The 20,168-nt window shown below is 61.5% G+C and carries 11 protein-coding genes; 7 read left to right on the forward strand and 4 right to left on the reverse strand.

Annotated features, from left to right (window positions below):
• Positions 1-16: 16 nt before the first annotated feature.
• A complete protein-coding gene (gene glnE / locus K5Q02_RS02745) occupies positions 17-2,959 on the reverse strand; it encodes a bifunctional [glutamate--ammonia ligase]-adenylyl-L-tyrosine phosphorylase/[glutamate--ammonia-ligase] adenylyltransferase (protein WP_225836138.1) in 2,943 nt (980 codons plus the stop codon).
• A gap of 270 nt (positions 2,960-3,229) precedes the next feature.
• Here glnE and aceE point away from each other — a divergent pair, with 270 nt between their 5' ends.
• The 6 genes from aceE to K5Q02_RS02775 all read left to right on the forward strand — a co-directional run bounded on the left by aceE (position 3,230) and on the right by K5Q02_RS02775 (position 13,713).
• Entirely contained in the window at positions 3,230-5,878 is a 2,649-nt protein-coding gene (aceE, locus tag K5Q02_RS02750; protein ID WP_225836140.1) for a pyruvate dehydrogenase (acetyl-transferring), homodimeric type, read from the forward strand.
• A gap of 11 nt (positions 5,879-5,889) precedes the next feature.
• The gene (gene aceF / locus K5Q02_RS02755) at positions 5,890-7,872 is read left to right on the forward strand and encodes a dihydrolipoyllysine-residue acetyltransferase (RefSeq protein WP_225836142.1); all 1,983 of its coding nucleotides are present in this window, start codon (positions 5,890-5,892) and stop codon (positions 7,870-7,872) included.
• 332 nt (positions 7,873-8,204) lie between these two features.
• On the forward strand, positions 8,205-10,898 hold the full coding sequence (locus tag K5Q02_RS02760; RefSeq protein ID WP_225836143.1) for an EAL domain-containing protein: 2,694 nt from the start codon (positions 8,205-8,207) through the stop codon (positions 10,896-10,898).
• Positions 10,899-10,968: 70 nt separating this feature from the next.
• Entirely contained in the window at positions 10,969-11,616 is a 648-nt protein-coding gene (msrA, locus tag K5Q02_RS02765) for a peptide-methionine (S)-S-oxide reductase MsrA (protein ID WP_225836144.1), read from the forward strand.
• An 88-nt stretch (positions 11,617-11,704) separates the two neighbouring features.
• A complete protein-coding gene (locus tag K5Q02_RS02770; protein WP_225836145.1) occupies positions 11,705-12,952 on the forward strand; it encodes an HD-GYP domain-containing protein in 1,248 nt (415 codons plus the stop codon).
• A 29-nt stretch (positions 12,953-12,981) separates the two neighbouring features.
• A complete protein-coding gene (locus K5Q02_RS02775) occupies positions 12,982-13,713 on the forward strand; it encodes an alpha/beta fold hydrolase (protein ID WP_225836147.1) in 732 nt (243 codons plus the stop codon).
• Between the two features lie 33 nt (positions 13,714-13,746).
• On the opposite strand, the gene K5Q02_RS02780 is transcribed toward K5Q02_RS02775, so the two are convergent.
• The gene (locus K5Q02_RS02780; RefSeq protein ID WP_225836149.1) at positions 13,747-14,589 is read right to left on the reverse strand and encodes a 23S rRNA (adenine(2030)-N(6))-methyltransferase RlmJ; all 843 of its coding nucleotides are present in this window, start codon (positions 14,587-14,589) and stop codon (positions 13,747-13,749) included.
• Between the two features lie 172 nt (positions 14,590-14,761).
• Between K5Q02_RS02780 and K5Q02_RS02785 the strand changes: the two genes are divergently transcribed.
• Positions 14,762-16,564: an acyl-CoA dehydrogenase gene (locus K5Q02_RS02785; RefSeq protein ID WP_225836151.1), complete on the forward strand. Its 1,803-nt coding sequence runs from the start codon at positions 14,762-14,764 to the stop codon at positions 16,562-16,564.
• A 180-nt stretch (positions 16,565-16,744) separates the two neighbouring features.
• Here K5Q02_RS02785 and ppk1 read toward each other — a convergent pair whose 3' ends face one another.
• Together ppk1 and hemB are read right to left on the reverse strand one after the other, a co-directional pair.
• Positions 16,745-18,958: a polyphosphate kinase 1 gene (gene ppk1 / locus K5Q02_RS02790; RefSeq protein WP_225836152.1), complete on the reverse strand. Its 2,214-nt coding sequence runs from the start codon at positions 18,956-18,958 to the stop codon at positions 16,745-16,747.
• 18 nt (positions 18,959-18,976) lie between these two features.
• Positions 18,977-19,990: a porphobilinogen synthase gene (gene hemB, locus K5Q02_RS02795; RefSeq protein ID WP_225836153.1), complete on the reverse strand. Its 1,014-nt coding sequence runs from the start codon at positions 19,988-19,990 to the stop codon at positions 18,977-18,979.
• Between the last annotated feature and the right edge of the window lie 178 nt (positions 19,991-20,168).

Here is a 20,168-nt window from a genome sequence, read left to right on the forward strand (position 1 = left end):
TGGCGAGTGACGGTCATCAGAGGCCCAGTTCACGCCAGATGCGCATCACGTTGCGTCGGTGCTCGTGGAACTGGTCGCCACCCACTACCCCGGGCTGCTTCTGCAACGCCTGTCGATGGGCTGCAGAGCGATAGGTTTTGTAAGCATCCTGCAGCAGGGTCGCCTCGCCATCGCGGAGCAGACCGAGCCGATCCAGGCCTTCCAGAATGCGAATGTTATCGGTGAATTCGAGCAGTACCGGGTGCTGCTTCGACCACGCCAGAGCCGCGTATTGCACCATAAATTCAATATCGACGATACCTCCGGCGTCCTGCTTGAGGTCGAACACCGACGCTGCGTCGAAGGCATTGTCCGCCGTGCCGGCAGCGGTAGCGCGAGTGCCGAGATTGTCACGCATCTTCGCGCGCATCTCGCTGACCTCGGCTTGCAGCCTGGCCTGATCACGCCCACGGGCCAACACGGCCGTACGCACCTCGGCAAAAGCCGCACCTACCCGCGGGCAACCAACCAGCACCCGGGCGCGCACCAGCGCCTGATGCTCCCACGTCCAGGCTTCGCCTTCCTGATAACGCCGGAAAGCACCCAGCGAGCTGACCAGCAAGCCCGCTGCGCCGGAGGGACGCAGGCGCATGTCGACCTCGTAGAGCTGGCCGGAGTTGGTCTGCGCAGTCAGCAGGTGAATGATGCGCTGCCCCAGGCGGGCGAAGAACTGCGCGCCGTCGATGGGTTTGGCGCCATCGGTCTCGGCCTGGGAATCGCCATCGTGGATGAATACCAGATCCAGGTCGGAGCCGTGGCCCAGCTCGATACCGCCGACCTTGCCGTAGCCGACGATGATGAAGTCCGGCGCACACAGGCTACCGTCGGGCCGCTGCGGCGTGCCGTGCCGAGTGACCATCTGCCGCCAGGCCAGGGCCAGCACCTGATCAAGGATGGCCTCGGCCAGCCAGGTCAGGTAATCACTGACCTTCATCAGCGGCAACGTCCCGGTAATTTCCGATGCGGCCACGCGCAGGCCGTGGGCCAACTTGAAATGGCGCAGCGCTTCCATCTGCTGCTCCAGATCCTCCTCGGGAATGCGCGTCAGCCGCTCCTGCAGCTCGGCAGCCAGTTCCGGGGCCTGGGGCGGACTGAATAGCCGACCTTCGTTGAGCAGTTCGTCGAGCAGCAGTGGAAACCGGGTGATCTGCTCGGCGATCCACGGGCTCGCCGCACACAACGTAAGCAGGCGCAGCAGCGCATTGGGGTTTTCCGTGAGCAGCACCAGGTAGGCGGAGCGCCGCGCGACGGCCTCGATCAGCGGCAGCACGCGCTCCAGCACCAGATCCGGCCTCTCCTGCTCGACCGTGGCGGCCAGCAGCCGCGGGATGAAGGCATCCAGACGCTCGCGGCCGATGCGCTGCATGGCCCGCACCTGATTGCCATTGCGCAATCCCACCAGACGCTGCCAGGCGCCCTGGGCATCGGTGAAACCGGCTTCGGCGAGTTGCCGGCAGGCGGCTTCCTCATCCTGATCGTCGTTCCACAGCGGCAGCCAGGCGGCGCCGACCATGGGCTCCTCGCCGATGTCCTGATCTTCGTCCGGGTCAGCGATGACCTGCCGGAAGTGCCAGTCGACGCGCCCACGCCAGTACATCAGTTTTTCATGGAAGGCTTCCCAGCCATCGAAACCGAGCATGAACGCCACCCGCGCACGATCCTCATCGTTGTCCGGCAGCATCTGCGTCTGCCGGTCATCGATGGCCTGCAGGGCGTGTTCGGTGTAACGCAGGAAGGCATAACCGGCGAGCAGTTCGTCGACCGCCTGCGACGGCAGATAGCCTTGCCCCTTGAGGGTATCGAGCACCTTGAGCAGCGAGCGCTGCTGCAGGCTCAGATCACGACCGCCGTGAATCAGCTGAAAGGCCTGGGCGATGAATTCCACCTCGCGGATACCGCCGGAGCCGAGCTTGATGTTCTCGGCCATGCCCTTGCGGCGCACCTCCTGCTGAATCAGCTGCTTCATGGTGCGCAGCGCGTCGATGGCGGAGAAGTCCAGATAACGCCGATAGACGAACGGGCGCAGCATCTCCAGCAATTGCGCACCGGCCTCCTGATCACCGCCGACCACCCGCGCCTTGATCATCGCGTAGCGCTCCCAGTCACGGCCCTGATCCTGGTAGTACTGCTCCAGCGCGTTGAAGCTGAATACCAGCGCGCCGGAAGAACCATAGGGGCGCAGGCGCATGTCGGTGCGGAACACGAAGCCGTCGACGGTAATGGCGTCCAGCGCCTTGATCAGCTTCTGGCCCAGGCGAATGAAGAACTCCTGGTTATCCAGCGGCCGCTTGACCCCCTGGGTTTCACCGCCCTCGGGGTAGCCGAAGATCAGGTCGATATCCGACGACAGGTTCAGCTCGAAGGCGCCGAGCTTGCCCATGCCGAGGATGACCATGTGCTGCGGCTCGCCAGTGCGACGCCCGACCGGTGTGCCGAACTGCTCGCAATGCCTGGGGTAGAGCCATTGATAGGCCAGATCGATGCAGGCGTCGGCCAGATCGGAAAGATCGCGACAGGTTTCCACCAGATCCGCCTGACGGCTGACATCCCGCCAGATGATGCGCACCTGCTGACGATTGCGAAAGCGCCGCAGACTGCGCGCCAGGGCGTTTTCGTCAGCGCACTCGCTCAGTTGCTCGGCCAACTGCCCACGCAACTCGCCAGCCGCCAGCCGGCGCTCCAGCTCACCGCTATCGGCCAGTTCGAGGAGCATCTGCGGGTCACGCAGCCCCTGCTGGGTCACGAAGTCACTGGCGGCCGCCACTCGCTGCAAATGCTCCTTGCGCAGCGGCGCCCAGGTGGCGAAATCGGCAGCCGCCTGGGAAGACAGTTGGCTGAAGGCCTGAGTCAGGGACTGCTCGGCGCGCTGGGCCAGCGGCTGGAGGATGGCGGGCAAAGAAACCAGCGCGGGCAAGCTCATGGTCTATCCTTTTCGGCGGGCTACGGAACCTGTTGGAAAACCGACGAAGCCCCTGCGAAGGCTCGCCGCGTCTGGCTCACGCCTGATTTGATTGTAGTTTTGGTACGACTCAATCGTTCGGAAGAGCTGAAATCGCCAGCGAAATGTAGTAAAACTACACAAAGCCGGATCTACCCAACCGGTATATCCAAGAATTAATGTGCCCGCTCAAAAAGCCGGCCACGCATCCTGGCTTCCGATTCTGGAAGCCTTTCCGCTCTGGAGCAAGCCATGCAAGACCTCGATCCAATCGAAACCCAGGAATGGCTGGACGCACTGGAATCCGTCCTCGACAAGGAAGGCGAAGACCGTGCCCACTATCTGATGACGCGTCTGGGTGAGTTGGCCACTCGTAGCGGCACACAGTTGCCCTATTCGATTACCACACCCTATCGCAACACCATCCCGGTAACCCGCGAAGCGCGTATGCCGGGCGACCTGTTCATGGAACGCCGCATCCGCTCGATCGTTCGCTGGAACGCTCTGGCCATGGTCATGCGCGCCAACATGCAGGATCCGGATCTGGGTGGTCACATCTCCACCTTCGCCTCCAGTGCGACCCTCTACGACATCGGCTTCAACTATTTCTTCCAGGCTCCGACCGAAGAGCACGGCGGCGACCTGATCTACTATCAGGGCCACGCCTCTCCGGGCATCTACGCACGCGCCTTCCTGGAAGGCCGCCTGAGCGAAGAGCAGATGCTCAAGTTCCGTCAGGAAGTGGACGGTGGCGGTCTGTCGTCGTACCCGCACCCGCACCTGATGCCGGACTTCTGGCAGTTCCCGACCGTATCCATGGGCCTGGGCCCAATCACCGCGATCTACCAGGCACGCTTCATGAAGTACCTGGAAAACCGCGGCCTCATCCCGGCCGGCAAGCAGAAAGTCTGGTGCTTCATCGGTGACGGTGAGACCGACGAGCCGGAAACCCTGGGCGCCATCTCCCTGGCCGGCCGCGAGAACCTCGACAACCTGATCTTCGTCATCAACTGCAACCTGCAGCGCCTCGACGGCCCGGTTCGCGGTAACAGCAAGATCATCCAGGAGCTCGAAGGCGTGTTCCGCGGCGCCAACTGGAACGTCAACAAGGTCATCTGGGGCCGCATGTGGGATCCGCTGTTCGCTCAGGACGAAGACGGCCGCATGCAGCGCCGTATGGATCAGGCGATCGACGGCGAGTACCAGAACTACAAGGCCAAAGACGGCGCCTACGTGCGCAAGCATTTCTTCGGGCACGACCCAGAGCTGCTCAAACGTGTCGAGAAACTGTCGGACGAGGAAATCTTCAACCTCAACCGCGGTGGCCACGATCCGTACAAGGTCTATGCGGCTTACCACCAGGCGGTCAACCACAAGGGTCAGCCGACCGTCATCCTGGCCAAGACCATCAAGGGTTATGGCACCGGTGCCGGCGAAGCCAAGAACACCGCGCACAACACCAAGAAAGTCGATATCGAGTCGCTGAAGAAATTCCGCGATCGCTTCGATATCCCGCTGAACGACTCGCAGCTGGAAGAACTGCCGTTCTACCGCCCAGCCGAAGACAGCGCGGAAATGAAATACCTGCGCAAGTGCCGCGAAAAGCTTGGTGGCCACCTGCCGCAGCGTAACCGCGGCAACATCAGCATCCCGACGCCGCCGCTGGAAACCCTCAAGGCCGTTCTGGATGGCTCGGGCGACCGCGAAATCTCCACCACCATGGCCTTCGGTCGCATCCTCGCGTCGCTGGTCAAGGACAAGGAGCTGGGTAGCCGCATCGTGCCGATCCTCGCTGACGAGGCCCGTACTTTCGGTATGGAAGGCATGTTCCGCCAGCTGGGTATCTACTCGCCTGTCGGCCAGTTGTACGAGCCGGTCGACCGCGATCAGGTGATGTACTACCGCGAAGAGAAGGACGGCCAGATCCTCCAGGAAGGTCTCAACGAGGCCGGTGCGTTCTCCTCCTTCATCGCTGCTGGTACCGCCTACAGCAACTACAACACGCCGATGCTGCCGGTTTACATCTTCTATTCGATGTTCGGCTTCCAGCGTATCGGCGACCTGGCCTGGGCTGCCGGCGACGGCCAGACCCGCGGCTTCCTGCTGGGCGGCACTTCCGGCCGTACCACGCTGAACGGCGAAGGCCTGCAGCACGAGGACGGCCACAGCCACATCCTCGCCAGCACCATCCCCAACGTGCGCAGCTATGACCCTACCTACGCTTACGAGCTGGCGGTGATCATGCGCGAAGGCACGCACCGGATGATGACCCTGCAGGAAAACGTTTATTACTACATCACCGTGATGAACGAGAACTACCAGCAGCCGGCCATGCCCGAAGGTGTCGAAGAAGGCATCATCAAAGGCATGTACCTGCTCGAAGAGGACAAGAAGGAAGCCGCCCACCACGTGCAACTGCTGGGCTGCGGCACCATCCTCAACGAAGTTCGCGAAGCGGCGAAGATCCTGCGCAACGACTACAACATCGGCGCCGATGTGTGGAGCGTTACCAGCTTCAACGAACTGCGTCGCAATGGCCTGGCCGTGGAGCGCAGCAACCGCCTGCACCCGGAACAGGAACCCAAGAAGAGCTATATCGAGCAGTGCCTGAGCGGCCGTCAGGGCCCGGTCATTGCCAGCACCGACTACATGAAGCTGTTCGCCGAACAGGTTCGTCAGTGGGTTCCGGTCAAGGAATACAAGGTTCTGGGCACCGACGGTTACGGCCGCAGCGACAGCCGCCGCAAACTGCGTGACTTCTTCGAAGTGGATCGCCGTTGGGTCGTTCTGGCTGCGCTCGAAGCGCTGGCCGATCGTGGTCAGATCGAACGCAAGGCCGTGGCTGAAGCCATCGTCAAGTTCGGTATCGACCCCGAAAAACGCAACCCACTGGACTGCTGAGGAGACGCATTGTGAGTGAATTGATTCGCGTACCCGACATCGGCGGTGGTGAGGGTGAAGTTATCGAGTTGTTCGTCAAGGTTGGCGACCGCATCGAGGCCGACCAAAGCCTGCTGACCCTCGAGTCGGACAAGGCCAGCATGGAGATCCCGGCCCCCAAGGCCGGCGTCGTCAAGAGCCTGAAAGTGAAGCTGGGCGATAACCTGAAAGAAGGCGACGAGCTGCTCGAACTGGACGTGGAAGGCGATGCCGAAGCCGCCCCGGCCGAGCAAGAGCCGGCACCTGCCCAGGCAGAACCTGCCGCAGCAGCGCAACCAGCCGCCGAGCCGCAGGCTGAGCCTGCTGGCAATGCCGAGCCTCAGGAAGTCAAAGTGCCGGACATCGGTTCCAGCGCCAAGGCCAGCATCATCGAAGTAGCGGTCAAACCGGGCGATACCATCGAAGTCGACCAGTCGCTGATCACCCTCGAATCCGACAAGGCGAGCATGGAAATTCCATCGCCCGCTGCAGGCGTGGTGGAGAGCGTATCGGTCAAGGTCGGTGACGAAGTGGGTACCGGCGATCTGATCCTGGTGCTCAAAGGCGCCGCGGGCGCACAGCCGAAGCAGGCTGCCAGCGCTCCGGCCGCCGCACCGAGTGCTGCTGCCCCTGCCGAAGCCGCCGCTCCTGCGGCCGCCGAAGAACCGGCTGGTGAAAGCAGTGAAGAAGTGCGTATTCCGGATATTGGCGAAGACGCTGCTGGCGTGATCGAAGTACTGGTCAAGGTTGGCGACAGCGTCGAAACCGAACAGTCGCTGATCGTGCTGGAATCGGCCAAGGCCAGCATGGAGATCCCTGCCCCCAAGGCTGGCGTCATCGAAAGCATTTCCATCAAGGTCGGCGATCAGGCCAAGACCGGTGATCTGATCCTGGTTCTGAAAGTCCAAGGCAAGGCCGCCGCCAAACCTGCAGCCGCCGCTCAGGCGCCAGCTGCTGCCCCAGAACAGGCCAAAGCGGCCAACGTTCAGGGCTCGGCACCTGCCAAGGCCGCACCGCAGGCCGCTCCGGCAGCCACGCCAAGCCGTGATGGCAGCAAAGTGCACGCTGGCCCGGCCGTACGCCAGCTGGCCCGCGAGTTCGGCGTCGAGCTGAGCGCCGTGCCAGGTACTGGCCCGAAAGGTCGCATCCTCAAGGAAGACGTGCAGGTTTACGTCAAGGCCGAGCTGCAGAAAGCCAAATCGGCTCCTGCCGCAGCGGCTGCCGGTGCAACCGGTGGTGCCGGCATTCCGCCGATTCCGACCGTCGATTTCAGCAAGTTCGGTGAAATCGAAGAAGTGCCGATGACACGCCTGATGCAGGTCGGCGCCGCCAACCTGCACCGCAGCTGGCTCAACGTGCCACACGTGACTCAGTTCGATTCGGCTGACATCACCGAGCTGGAAGCCTTCCGCGTCGCCCAGAAGGCCGTCGCCGAGAAAGCCGGCGTGAAGCTGACCGTTCTGCCGCTGCTGCTCAAGGCATGCGCCTACCTGCTCAAGGAACTGCCGGACTTCAACAGTTCGCTGGCGCCAAGTGGTAAAGCGATCATCCGCAAGAAGTACGTGAACGTTGGCTTCGCCGTCGATACCCCGGATGGCCTGCTGGTGCCGGTAATCAAGAACGTCGATCAGAAGAGCCTGCTGCAGCTGGCTGCTGAAGCCGCTGCACTGGCAGAGAAAGCGCGCAACAAGAAGCTTTCGGCTGACGACATGCAAGGCGCCTGCTTCACCATCTCCAGCCTCGGGCACATTGGCGGCACCGGCTTCACACCGATCGTCAACGCGCCGGAAGTGGCGATCCTCGGTGTCAGCAAGGCAACCATCCAGCCGGTCTGGGATGGCAAGGCCTTCCAGCCCAAGCTGATGCTGCCGCTGTCGCTGTCCTACGATCACCGTGTGATCAACGGCGCAGCTGCTGCACGCTTCACCAAGCGCCTGGGCGATGTGCTGAACGACATCCGCACTATGCTGCTGTAAGCGACACGTTTTCGAGCGCCACGCTCGTAACCTCGACCCCGCCCAATCAGGCGGGGTTTTTTTTGCCTGCATTTACAGTAGCGAGCACAAGCGAACGCCTGGAAAAGGCGTCAAACAGGCATCAAAATTTAATAATTATTTGTTAAAAATCAGACAGTTAAAATAAAGACGTCACAATGCCATTAGATTTCTTGTCAGCCGCCACACCATGGTGCAACCTAGGCGCCATTACCGCTTCACGGCGGTCAGGGAGATACGGCGGCACCCCTTGTTAGCGCTATAGTGAAAATGCCCGGCGTTTGCCTACGCCAGCAGATGGATACAGCCATTCGATGAAAAGCCATCCCGATGCCGCGAGCCGTTTAGCGGCCGAGGTCGTGACGCAACTGCCCGTGCCTTCTCGGCTCGGCATGCTGCGTTTCGAGCGGATGAACGAAGCGAACTGGCTGCTGCTGTTCATCGATGCATCTTGCGAAAAGCAGCTCGGTATCGCCGCCAGTGACCTCTGCACCCTGGTGGAAACTCCCTACGCCAGCCTGATGGAACCGGAAGCACGCTACCGGCTGCACGATGCCATTCAGCAGCAATTGTCTGAAAGCACACACTACCTGGTGCACTACACACTGCACACGCCGCACGGATCGTTGAGGCTGATGGAGCTCGGCGAACCATTCAAGCAACGGGGACGACACCTGTTGCGCGGCTATTTGATGGTCACCGACGACACTTTCGCAGACAACCACAGCCTCCCCACACCAGCACCACCAGAGCATACCGAGGTGCTGGACTCGCTAGAGCAATTTCAGCAAAGCCAGGCTGAACTGCAGCAGCATCAATTGCGCGCTCTCGCGCAGCAGCAACTCATCGTGCGCCTGGCCAGTCAGCGCTATCAGAGCAGCGATCCAACGCGTGAAGCCGCCGAACTGATCACCCGCAGCGCCTGCGAGATATACGGCGTTGCCAGAGCGGGTATCTGGCATATCAATGGCGACACGCTCGATCCCGTGGCGTTATACCTGCTCGATCAGGAGCATTACGAAGTCCCCTTGCCGATCGACGGTCGTCGCTACCCGAAATACCTTCGTGCATTGAAAGAAAGTCGCTCGCTGAACGCCCATGACGCCGAGAGCGATCCGCGTACCAGTGAGCTGCGTGACGACTATCTACGCCCCGAAGCGATCACCGCGATACTTGATGCCAGCATCCGGGTCGGCGGTGAGCTGGTTGCCGTGCTGTGCCTGGAACACACCGGTGGGCCGCGGATCTGGCTGGCGGAAGAAGTCACCTTCGCCGGAGAGTTGGCCGATCAATACGCCAACGTGCTGAGCAATCAGGAACGTCGTAACGCCACCAGCGCTCTGTATCTGTTCCAGCGCGCCGTCGAGCAGAGCGCCAGCGCCTTCATCCTGCTCAATCGCGATGGCATGGTGGAGTATGTAAACCCGAGTTTCACGGCGATTACCCAGTACAGCGCCGACGAAGTGCAGGGCCGTCAGCTGTCGGAGCTACCCGCCCTGGAGAACCTAAGCGAACTGCTATTCGACAGCACCTCCGGGCTGGCCGAACAGAACAGCTGGCAGGGCGAATTCAAGAGTCGGCGTAAGAACCTGGAACCGTACTGGAGCCAGTTCTCGATATCCAAGGTACATGCCGACGACGGCACGCTGACTCACTACATTGGCATTTACGAAGACATTACCGAAACCAAGCAGTCTCAGCAGCGCATCGAACGCTTGGCTTACAGCGACAACCTGACCGGCCTGGGCAATCGCTATGCGTTTATTCGAGCCTTGGAAAAACGCTTCACCACCACCAGCAGCTCACCGATTAGCCTGCTACTGGTCGATATCGACAACTTCAAGCGAATCAATGACACCCTTGGCCACCAGACTGGTGACAAGTTGTTGGTGAGCCTGGCCAAACGCTTGCGCAACAGCTTCGGCGGCGAAGGTACTTTGGCGCGCTTCGCCAGCAACGAATTCGCCATCCTGCTCGACAACTGCCACAGTGAGCGCGGCCAGCTCATCGCCCAACAGGTACTGGCGACGCTGGACAAGCCGTTGTTCGTCGATAACCAGTTGATCAACGTCACCGGCTCCGTTGGCCTGGCCTGCTCGCCCGAACACGGTGAAGATCCGCAGACACTGATGAAGCATGCCGGCCTCGCGCTGCACAAGGCCAAAGCCAACGGCAAGAATCAGTTGCAGGTATTCACCGATGTCCTGAATGCCGAGGCCAACTACAAATTATTCGTGGAAAACAACCTGCGCCGCGCCCTGACGCAGAATGAGCTCGAGGTCTACTACCAGCCCAAGCTGTGCCTGAAGACCGGGCAACTGCTCGGGATGGAAGCGCTGCTGCGCTGGCAGCACCCGGAAAAGGGCATGATCCGCCCGGATCAGTTCATCAGTGTCGCCGAGGAAACCGGGCTGATCGTGCCCATCGGCAAATGGGTGGTGCGTCAGGCCTGCCGCATGAGCAAGCAGCTCACCGCCGTCGGCTTGGGTAATCTGCAGGTGGCGATCAACCTGTCGCCCAAGCAGTTCAGCGATCCGGATCTGGTCGGCTCGATTGCCGCCATCCTGGAGGAAGAGCAGTTGCCACCGGAGATGCTCGAGCTGGAGCTCACCGAAGGCCTCCTGCTGGAAGCTACCGAAAGTACCCGCAGCCAGCTCAGCCGCCTCAAGCAATTGGGCCTGACGTTGGCCATGGATGACTTCGGCACGGGTTACTCGTCACTCAGCTACCTGAAAAAATTCCCGATCGACGTGATCAAAATCGATCGCAGCTTCATCAAGGACATCCCGGAGAATCAGGACGACATGGAAATCACCTCGGCGGTGATCGCCATGGCGCACAACCTCAAGCTCAAGGTGGTCGCCGAAGGTATCGAAACCGCAGCCCAGCTGGGTTTCCTGCGCCGTCAGCATTGCGATATCGGCCAGGGCTACCTGTTCGACCGCCCTATACCCGGCCGAGATCTGGTAGAAAGCCTGAAGCGCTACCCGCGGCGCCCCACACGCTGAACGGTCGCTAACAGCCAACGGCCGCTGCGGTCTACCCCAAACAACAGCAACGACTCGGAGAACATGATTCATGGTCTTACGCTCGCAAATTCTCGCCCACAAACTCGAGCTGCCCAGCGCCGAACAGGCCTTGCCTGGCCGCGAGACACCGATTTCAGTGCCCGAAGCCCATTACGTCAATGGCAACCCGCTGCAGGGCCCATTCCCTGCTGGCCTGCAAACCGCGGTGTTCGGCCTGGGATGCTTCTGGGGTGCCGAGCGCCGCTTCTGGCAGCAGCCTGGCGTGTGGAGCACGGCTGTGGGCTATGCCGGCGGTCATACGCCCAATCCGACGTATGAAGAGACCTGCTCGGGCCTGACGGGCCATGCCGAAGTGGTGCTGGTGGTGTTCGACCCGCAGCAGACCAGCTATGAAGCGCTGCTCAAAGTATTCTGGGAAGTCCACAACCCAACCCAGGGCATGCGACAGGGCAACGACATCGGCAGCCAGTACCGCTCGGCCATCTACTGCACCGACGAGCAACAGCTTGAGGCTGCCCGCCATAGCCAGGCACAGTTCCAGAGCGAGTTGGAGAAATCCGGACTTGGCGAGATCACCACGGAGATCGCTGAAGCACCGACCTTCTACTACGCCGAGGCTTACCACCAGCAGTACCTGGCGAAGAACCCGGAAGGCTATTGCGGCCTGAAAGGAACCGGTGTGTGCCTACCCGCCTGAGGGCTGGAATAGTCCTATCTGACGGGATGCTACAACCCCAGGACGGCGCTAGACTTAGCCAACAGTCACTTTGCAGATCAAGCACGGAATGCCGGATACCACTCAGTACATTTCGCCCGACCAGCTTTGTGTCGGGCTTTATGTCCAACTCGATCTGAGCTGGTGGGAACATTCGTTCGCCTTCAGTAATTTCAAGATCAAGGACGAAGGCCAGCTCAAGCAACTGCGCGCGCTAGGCCTGAAGCGTCTGCGCTATGACCCCGCGCGTAGTGACTGCGGGCCCCTGGCATTGCCGACCAAAGTAGTCGAACAGGCACCACCAGCCCCGCCCGATCCTCAGGAACAGGCGCGTCAGGTGCGGGTCAAGCAACTCAGCGTGCTGCGCAAACGGCTGTCCGAGGTCGACCGCGCCTTCACCCAGGCCAGCCAGCGGGTCAAGACACTCAACCAGAGCCTGCGCAACCAGCCCGAGGAATCGGTCAAACAGGCCGGTGCGCTGGTCAACGAGTTAGTCGAGACCATGCTTGGCGAAGATGGCGTAGCGTTGCACAGCATCACCGGCAAGGCCGCCGAGGACGCCTACGTGCACTCGTTGAACGTCACCGTGCTGTCGGTGATGCTGGGGCGTCAGCTGGGCCTGGATAGCGAGGCCAGCCATATGCTCGGCATGGGTGCCCTGCTGCATGACATCGGCAAGCTGGAAGTGCCCAGCAAGGTACTGCTCAAACCACCACCCCTGACCCACGCCGAGCAACAGTTGCTGGAAATGCACACCGTGTTCGGCCGACGTATGGGCGAGAAGCTGATGCTCGACGACGACGTGCTGCGCATCATCCACGAGCACCATGAATATTGTGACGGCAGCGGCTATCCACGGCAGTTGCACGAAGCATCGATCGGCCGCCTGAGCCGCATCGTGTGCATCACCAACCACTTCGACAACCTGTGCAACCCACTCGACCCGCGCACAGCCCTGAGCCCTCACGAAGCTCTCGCACGCATGTACTCGCCACAGCAGCGAGTGCGTTTCGATGAGGTCGCGCTAAAGGCGTTTATTCGCTGCATGGGCGTCTACCCGCCGGGCAGCCTGGTTCAGTTGCAAGACGAGCGCTACGCCCTGGTGCTGGGTATGCACCCAACGCTGCCAATGAAGCCGACGCTGATCATCTACGATGCTCAGGTGCCCAAGGAAGAAGCGCTGATCGTCAATCTGGAAGCAGACGCCTCAGTGGTCATCGCAAGCAGCGTGCGCGCCTCGCAGCTGCCCCCCGAAGCCCGCGAGTACCTGAATCCGCGTCAGCAACTGAGCTACTACGTCGATCCACGGCGAAGGTAGATCAGCCCGTCATCCATGGATGCACCCAGATGCCCGAGTATCCCTATCTTCTCATTCATGGCCTGATTGGCAGCCTGCGTGATCTGGCACCGCTATTTCGCTCACGGAGCATCCAGGCACACATGCCCGACCTGCTCGGTTACGGCGGCCTGCAGCATGTAGATCCCTCCACCATCACGCTACCCGGGCAGGTTGCGCACCTTGCTCGATGGCTCACGGAGAGAGACATCGAGCGTGTGCACCTGGTAGGGCACTCCGTTGGAGGCGCAATCGCCATGCTGTTCGCAACGGCTCATCCGACAAGGGTCGCGTCGATTTACAGTGTCGAGGGAAACTTCTCGCTGGCCGATGCCTTCTGGTCAGCCAGCGTGGCTCGGATGACGCCCCATGAGGCTGATACGATGCTGGCGCAATTCAGGGAGAACCCGGATGGCTGGCTGGCAAAGTCCGGGATCGCGACCACCGCGAGCCATCGTGCAAGCGCATCGAGCCTCCTGGGCAACCAGCCGGCATCGACCATCCAGGCCACCGCACGCTCGGTCGTTGAGGTAACCGGCCATGCTGATTACCTGCAGGCAGTCAGGGAAATATTCGAAGGATCGACACCCGTGCACCTGATCGCCGGAGAGCGCTCGAAAGAAGGTTGGAACCTCCCACCGTGGGCGCTGGAAAAGGCCGCCAGCGTTACCTGCCTGCCCGGTGGGCACCTGATGATGCTGGAAGACCCGGAGCAGTTCGTGAGCGCCCTCACAAGCCTCTGAAACCAGGCCTTCGACCGATACAGATAAGAGCCGTCAGCTCTGCTCAGCGATCAGCCAGTCGAGGCGCCAGCTGCCTTTGCTTTGTGCCAGGCGTTCGGCCAGCCAGGGCAACAGCTCGCGTAATTCCTCTTCCAGTCCCCATGGCGGGTTACTGATCAGCAGGCCAGATCCGTTCAGGCGCTGAGCCTCGTCAGCGGGGTGCACGAACAGTTCGGCACGCAGCAGTTTCGGCGCCGCGCTCTTTTCCATGTCGCGGTAGAAACGCTTGAGCTGACGCTCGTCCTTGATCGGGTACCAGATCGCTACGATGGTCTGGCGCATGCGCCCGATCGCCTCGTTGAGCGAGGTGACGCAGCGCTCCAGTTCATCGGCCTTTTCGAACGGCGGGTCGATCAGCATTACCGCGCGTTTCTCACGCGTCGGCAGCAGGGCACGGGGCAGATGCCAGCCCTCGCCCAGGTGCACGGCCACACGCCGATCACCGGCCATGTTTTCCTTGAGCAACTGCCCGTCTTCCGGGTGCTTCTCGTTGAGGTGCAGGCGATCCTGCTCGCGGGTGTGCAGACGCGCCAACTCGGGCGAGCCCGGATAATGGCGCAGCACGCCATCGGGGTTCATCGCACGAATCACTTCCAGATAATCGAGTAACGGTTCCGGTGCATCCGTGGCGTCCCACAGACGACCGATCCCCTCGCGCCACTCACCGGTGCGGCTGGCCTGGTCGCCGGTCAGGTCGTACAGGCCAACGCCGGCATGGCTATCGAGATAGGCATAGGGGGCCTCCTTACGCGCCAACAAGGCGAATAGGCGGCACAGCACCAGGTGTTTCAAGACATCGGCGTGGTTGCCGGCATGGAAGGCGTGGCGGTAATTCATCATCGGCTCCTGAGCAGGAGGCGAATTGTAGCCGTCCTGCGCGCGTGCTGCAGCGCCTGCATCGGATTGGCCCTGGCCGTGTCCGGCTTGTTCCCCGCCATCACGGCGGTCGATGATGCTGGCGGGCCGCGCGCAGCTCCCTAGACTGGCCTCATTCAACCGGAGAGCCATCATGCCCGAGACCTTGCTCAGCGCCCGCAACCTAGCGTTCGAACTCTATGAAGTGCTGAATGCCGAAGCGCTCACCAGCCGCCAGCGGTTCAGCGAGCACAGCCGGGAAACTTTCGAGGCGGCGCTGGATACCGCGCGCAGCATCGCCGAAGAGCTGTTCGCCACGCACAACCGCAAGGGCGATGAGCATGAGCCGCAGTATGTCGACGGCGCCGCCCAGTTGATCGGCGAGGTCAAGCCAGCGCTGCAGGCCTTCGTCGATGCCGGCTTCCTGAACGCGACCAGAAACTTCGAGGCAGGCGGCATGCAACTGCCCAACCTGTTGTCCCAGGCGTGTTTCGCGCATTTCCAGGCGGCCAACATCGCCACGGCCTCCTACCCGCTGCTGACCATGGCGGCCGCTAACCTGATCGAAGCCTTTGGCGATGAACTGCAGAAGCGTCGTTTTCTACAGCCGATGATCGAAGGCCGCTTCTTCGGCACCATGGCGTTGACCGAGCCCCATGCTGGCTCCTCCCTCGCCGATATCCGCACCCGTGCCGAGCCCGTAGCTGATGGCAGCTACCGCCTAAAGGGCAACAAGATCTTCATCTCTGGTGGCGACCATAACCTGAGCGAGAACATCATCCACCTGGTGCTGGCCCGCCTGCCCGACGCTCCTGCCGGGGTGAAAGGCATCTCGCTGTTCATCGTGCCGAAATTCCTGATCGGCGAAGACGGCAGCCAGGGCCCGCGCAACGACGTGATCCTGGCAGGCCTGTTCCACAAGATGGGCTGGCGCGGCACCACCTCCACGGCATTGAATTTCGGTGATCACGGTAATTGCGTCGGCTATCTGGTGGGCAAGCCTCATGCAGGCCTGTCCTACATGTTCCAGATGATGAACGAGGCGCGTATAGGCGTCGGCATGGGCGCGGTGATGCTCGGCTACGCCGGCTATCTGTACTCCCTGGAATATGCACGCCAGCGCACGCAGGGGCGCCTGCCCGACGGCAAGAGCCCGGCAAGCGCTCAGGTGGCGATCATCGAGCACGCCGATGTACGCCGCATGCTGCTGACCCAGAAGGCCTACGTGGAAGGCGCCTTCGATCTCGGGCTGTACTGCGCTCGCCTGTTCGACGATAGCCAGACGCTGGAGGACGCCGAACAGCGTGAGCAGGCCGGGCAACTGCTCGACCTGCTGACTCCGGTGGCCAAGTCCTGGCCGTCCGAGTATTGCCTGCAAGCCAATGCCCTGGCGATCCAGATTCTCGGCGGCCACGGTTATACCCGCGATCACCCGGTGGAACAGTATTACCGTGACAACCGCCTCAACCCGATCCACGAAGGCACCCACGGCATCCAGTCCCTCGACCTGCTGGGGCGCAAGGTCGGCCAGCACGGCGGCGCAGCACTCAAGGTATTGAGCCGGCAGATCATCGATACCTGCCAGCGCGCCGAGCCCTTCCTTGAACTGGACGCCCTACGTCAGCCGCTGGAAACGTTATTGGCGCGCCTGTCGCAGGTGACCCTCGGTTTGCTCGGCGACCTGCAGCAGGGCCGCGTGAACGGCGCCCTGGCGGACTCGGCGCTATACCTCAAGGTGTTCGGCCATCTGGTGATCGGCTGGCGCTGGCTGGAACAGGCCGTTCACGCCGAACAGGGGCGCCTGGCTGGCAACGCGGCCGACGCCGACTTCTACAGCGGCAAGCTGCAGGCCGCACGCTACTTCCTGCTACGCGAGGTACCGGGCTGCCATCACGATCTGGATATCCTGGAGCAGCGTGACGAAACCTGCCTGGCGATGAGCGAGGCGTGGTTTTGAGCGACGGCGAGCGAGTACCCCACCATCGCGCAACACCTGACACCGCTTGGTGGGTTACGCGACGCGCCGAGCTGGCGCACGCCTGAAATCATCGGGCATTGCGCCGCTAACTCACCCTACGGCTTGAGTTATCCACAACGAGAAACGGGCACAATGGCCCGTTTCTTTTTCGTCGCGCACTCAGCGCGGGATAATCACCGGTGCGCTGAGCTTTTCCAGCAGGCTGGCTTGCGCGCTACGCGAGTTCTGGTTACCGGTCGGCGAAAGCCGTAGATAGCGCCCGTCAGGCTGCAGCACCCAGGCATGGGTGTTGTCGGTCAGGTAGGCTTCCAGCTCCTTCTTCACGCGCAGAATCAGTTTTTTACCCTCGACCGGGAAGCAGGTCTCCACGCGCTTGTCGAGGTTGCGCTCCATCCAGTCGGCGCTGGACAGGTAGATTTTCTCTTCGCCGCCATTGAGGAAATAGAACACCCGCGTGTGCTCCAGGAAGCGGCCAATGATCGAGCGAACCTGAATGTTGTGCGAAACACCTGGTACCCCTGGCCGCAGGCAGCACATACCGCGCACTACCAGATCGATCCTCACACCCGTTTGGCTGGCCTTGTACAGCGCACGAATGATCTTCGCATCGGTCAGCGAGTTGAACTTGGCGATGATGTGCGCCGGCTTGCCTTCACTGGCCAGGTGGGTTTCCTTGGCGATCAGGTCGAGCAGGGTTTTCTTCAGGGTAAAGGGCGCATGCAGGAGCTTCTTCATGCGCAGGGTCTTGCCCATGCCAATCAGCTGACTGAACATTTTGGACACATCCTCACCCAGCGCCACATCGGCGGTGAGCAGGCTGTAGTCGGTGTACAGACGGGCGTTGCCGGCGTGGTAGTTACCAGTACCCAGGTGCGCGTAACGGACGATCTCGCCGTTCTCACGACGCAGAATGAGCATCATCTTGGCGTGGGTCTTGAAGCCGACCACACCGTAGATCACCACGGCACCTGCAGCCTGCAGGCGGCTGGCCAGCGCCAGGTTGGACTCCTCGTCGAAGCGCGCGCGCAGCTCGATCACCGCGGTAACTTCCTTGCCGTTGCGCGCGGCTTCCACCAATGCATCGACGATCTCCGAGTTGGCGCCAGAGCGGTAGAGCGTCTGCTTGATGGCCAATACGTGTGGGTCTTTCGCCGCCTGGCGCAACAGATCCACCACGGGAGTAAAGGACTCGAAGGGATGCAGCAGCAGGATGTCTTGCTTGCTGACCACGCTGAAAATGTTCTCGCTGTTCTGCAGTAACTTGGGGATTACCGGAGTGAACGGCGGGTACTGCAGATCCTGATGGCTTTCCAGGCCGGTGATGCTGAACAGGCGGGTCAGGTTGACCGGGCCGTTGACTTGATACAGCTCATGCTCCGACAGGCCGAACTGCTTGAGCAGTTGGTCGGTAAGGTGTTTCGGGCAGCTGTCGACCACCTCCAGACGCACCGCATCCCCGTAACGGCGGCTGAACAGCTCACCGCGCAGCGCACGGGCCAGGTCTTCGACGTCCTCGGTATCCACCGACAGATCGGCGTTACGGGTCAGGCGGAACTGGTAGCAACCCTTGACCTTCATGCCAGGGAACAGATCATCGGCATGAGCATGGATCATCGACGACAGAAACACGTAGTTGGCGCCCTGGCCGCCGACGTCTTCCGGTACCTTGATGATCCGCGGCAGCAGACGCGGCGCAGGGATTACAGCCAGACCAGAGTCGCGACCGAAGGCATCGACGCCTTCCAGTTCGACGATGAAGTTCAAGCTCTTGTTGACCAGCAGCGGGAACGGGTGCGTGGGGTCGAGACCAATCGGCGTGATGATCGGCGCGATCTCGTCGCGGAAATAGCGGCGCACCCAGGCCTTGTGCTTGGTCGTCCAGTAGCGGCGGCGGATGAAGTTGATGCCGTGCTTGGCCAGCGCCGGAAACAGCACATCGTTGAGGATGGCGTACTGACGGCCGACCTGCTCGTGTACCAGTTCGGCAATGCGCGAGAGCGCCTGATGCGGCTGCAAGCCATCGGCGCCAGCTTGCTCACGGGCAAAATTGATCTGCTTCTTCAGCCCGGCAACACGGATTTCGAAGAACTCATCGAGGTTGCTGGAGAAGATCAGCAGGAACTTCAGACGTTCCAGCAACGGGTAGGACTCGTCCAGCGCCTGTTCCAGCACGCGGATGTTGAACTGCAGCTGCGACAGTTCACGGTGGATGTACAGGCTGCTGTCATCCAGGCTGGGCACTGGCACGGCGACCGCCGTGGTTTCGACTACTGGCGTTTCCACTATGGTTTCCACCGGCGCTTCGTCGATCACCGGCAGGCTGATTGCCGGTACATCGAGCTGTTCGTTCTCACTGAGTCCTTCGTTGCTCATTGAATTACCCTGGAGGGGCTACTGCCCCTGTCGTATGAGTTCGGCCGCACGCACGGCGAAATAAGTGAGGATGCCATCGGCACCCGCTCGTTTGCAGGCCGTCAGCGACTCGAGAATGACCGCTTCGCTGAGCCAGCCGTTCTGGATGGCAGCCATGTGCATCGCATATTCGCCACTGACCTGATAGACAAAGGTCGGCACCTTGAATTCGCTTTTGACCCGGGAAACGATATCCAGGTACGGCATGCCCGGCTTGACCATGACCATATCAGCGCCTTCGGCGAGGTCGGCGGCGACTTCATGCAACGCCTCGTCACTGTTGGCCGGATCCATCTGGTAGGAGGCCTTGTTGGCCTTGCCGAGGTTCAGCGAGGAGCCCACCGCATCGCGGAACGGGCCGTAGTAGGCGCTGGCGTATTTGGCAGAGTAGGCCATGATCCGCACGTTGACGTGATCGGCCAGCTCCAGCGCCTCGCGAATCGCCTGGATGCGCCCGTCCATCATGTCCGACGGCGCCACCACCTGAGCACCCGCATCCGCGTGAGACAGTGCCTGTTTGACCAGCGCATCGACGGTGATGTCGTTCTGCACGTAGCCTTCTTCGTCGAGAATGCCGTCCTGACCATGGGTGGTGAACGGGTCGAGGGCCACGTCGGTGATCACCCCAAGCTCGGGGAAGCGCGCGCGCAACGCACGGGTGGCACGCTGGGCGATGCCGTCCGGGTTCCAGGCTTCACTGCCGTCGAGGGTTTTCTTTTCTGCGGGGGTTACCGGGAACAGCGCCAGCGCGGGAATACCCAGAGCCACCCACTTCTCCGCTTCCTGCAGCAGCAGGTCGATGGAAAGACGCTCAACGCCGGGCATGGATGCCACCGCCTCACGCTGATTCTCGCCATCGAGCACGAATACCGGCAGGATCAGGTCGTTGGTGCTCAGCACGTTCTCGCGCACCAAACGCCGGGAAAATTCGTCGCGACGATTGCGGCGCAGGCGGGTGGCTGGGAACAGGCGGTTAGCAGGGGTAAAGCTCACGTGCAGACTCCTGGGCCCGCTCAAGCGGGCGAAGTGTGACAGTTATAAGCCGCCATTATGACCAAATGATGACGACGATAACGAATACTGCGACGGCACGTCGCAGCCGATAAGGCACATCGGATGCACCAAAATTGTTCGCAATCGGCATAACACCCCAGCATTGCAAGCAAAAGCT

Origin of the sequence: Pseudomonas sp. MM211 (assembly GCF_020386635.1) — a bacterium.
Classification (GTDB): domain Bacteria; phylum Pseudomonadota; class Gammaproteobacteria; order Pseudomonadales; family Pseudomonadaceae; genus Aquipseudomonas.

Excerpts from the sequence above, each read along its gene's own strand:
- K5Q02_RS02780 (WP_225836149.1), bottom strand. The coding sequence starts at position 14,589 with ATGAATTACCGCCACGCCTTCCATGCCGGCAACCACGCCGATGTCTTG.
- glnE (WP_225836138.1), bottom strand. The coding sequence starts at position 2,959 with ATGAGCTTGCCCGCGCTGGTTTCTTTGCCCGCCATCCTCCAGCCGCTG.
- aceE (WP_225836140.1), top strand. The coding sequence starts at position 3,230 with ATGCAAGACCTCGATCCAATCGAAACCCAGGAATGGCTGGACGCACTG.
- K5Q02_RS02775 (WP_225836147.1), top strand. The coding sequence starts at position 12,982 with ATGCCCGAGTATCCCTATCTTCTCATTCATGGCCTGATTGGCAGCCTG.
- K5Q02_RS02770 (WP_225836145.1), top strand. The coding sequence starts at position 11,705 with ATGCCGGATACCACTCAGTACATTTCGCCCGACCAGCTTTGTGTCGGG.
- K5Q02_RS02785 (WP_225836151.1), top strand. The coding sequence starts at position 14,762 with ATGCCCGAGACCTTGCTCAGCGCCCGCAACCTAGCGTTCGAACTCTAT.
- msrA (WP_225836144.1), top strand. The coding sequence starts at position 10,969 with ATGGTCTTACGCTCGCAAATTCTCGCCCACAAACTCGAGCTGCCCAGC.
- K5Q02_RS02760 (WP_225836143.1), top strand. The coding sequence starts at position 8,205 with ATGAAAAGCCATCCCGATGCCGCGAGCCGTTTAGCGGCCGAGGTCGTG.
- ppk1 (WP_225836152.1), bottom strand. The coding sequence starts at position 18,958 with ATGAGCAACGAAGGACTCAGTGAGAACGAACAGCTCGATGTACCGGCA.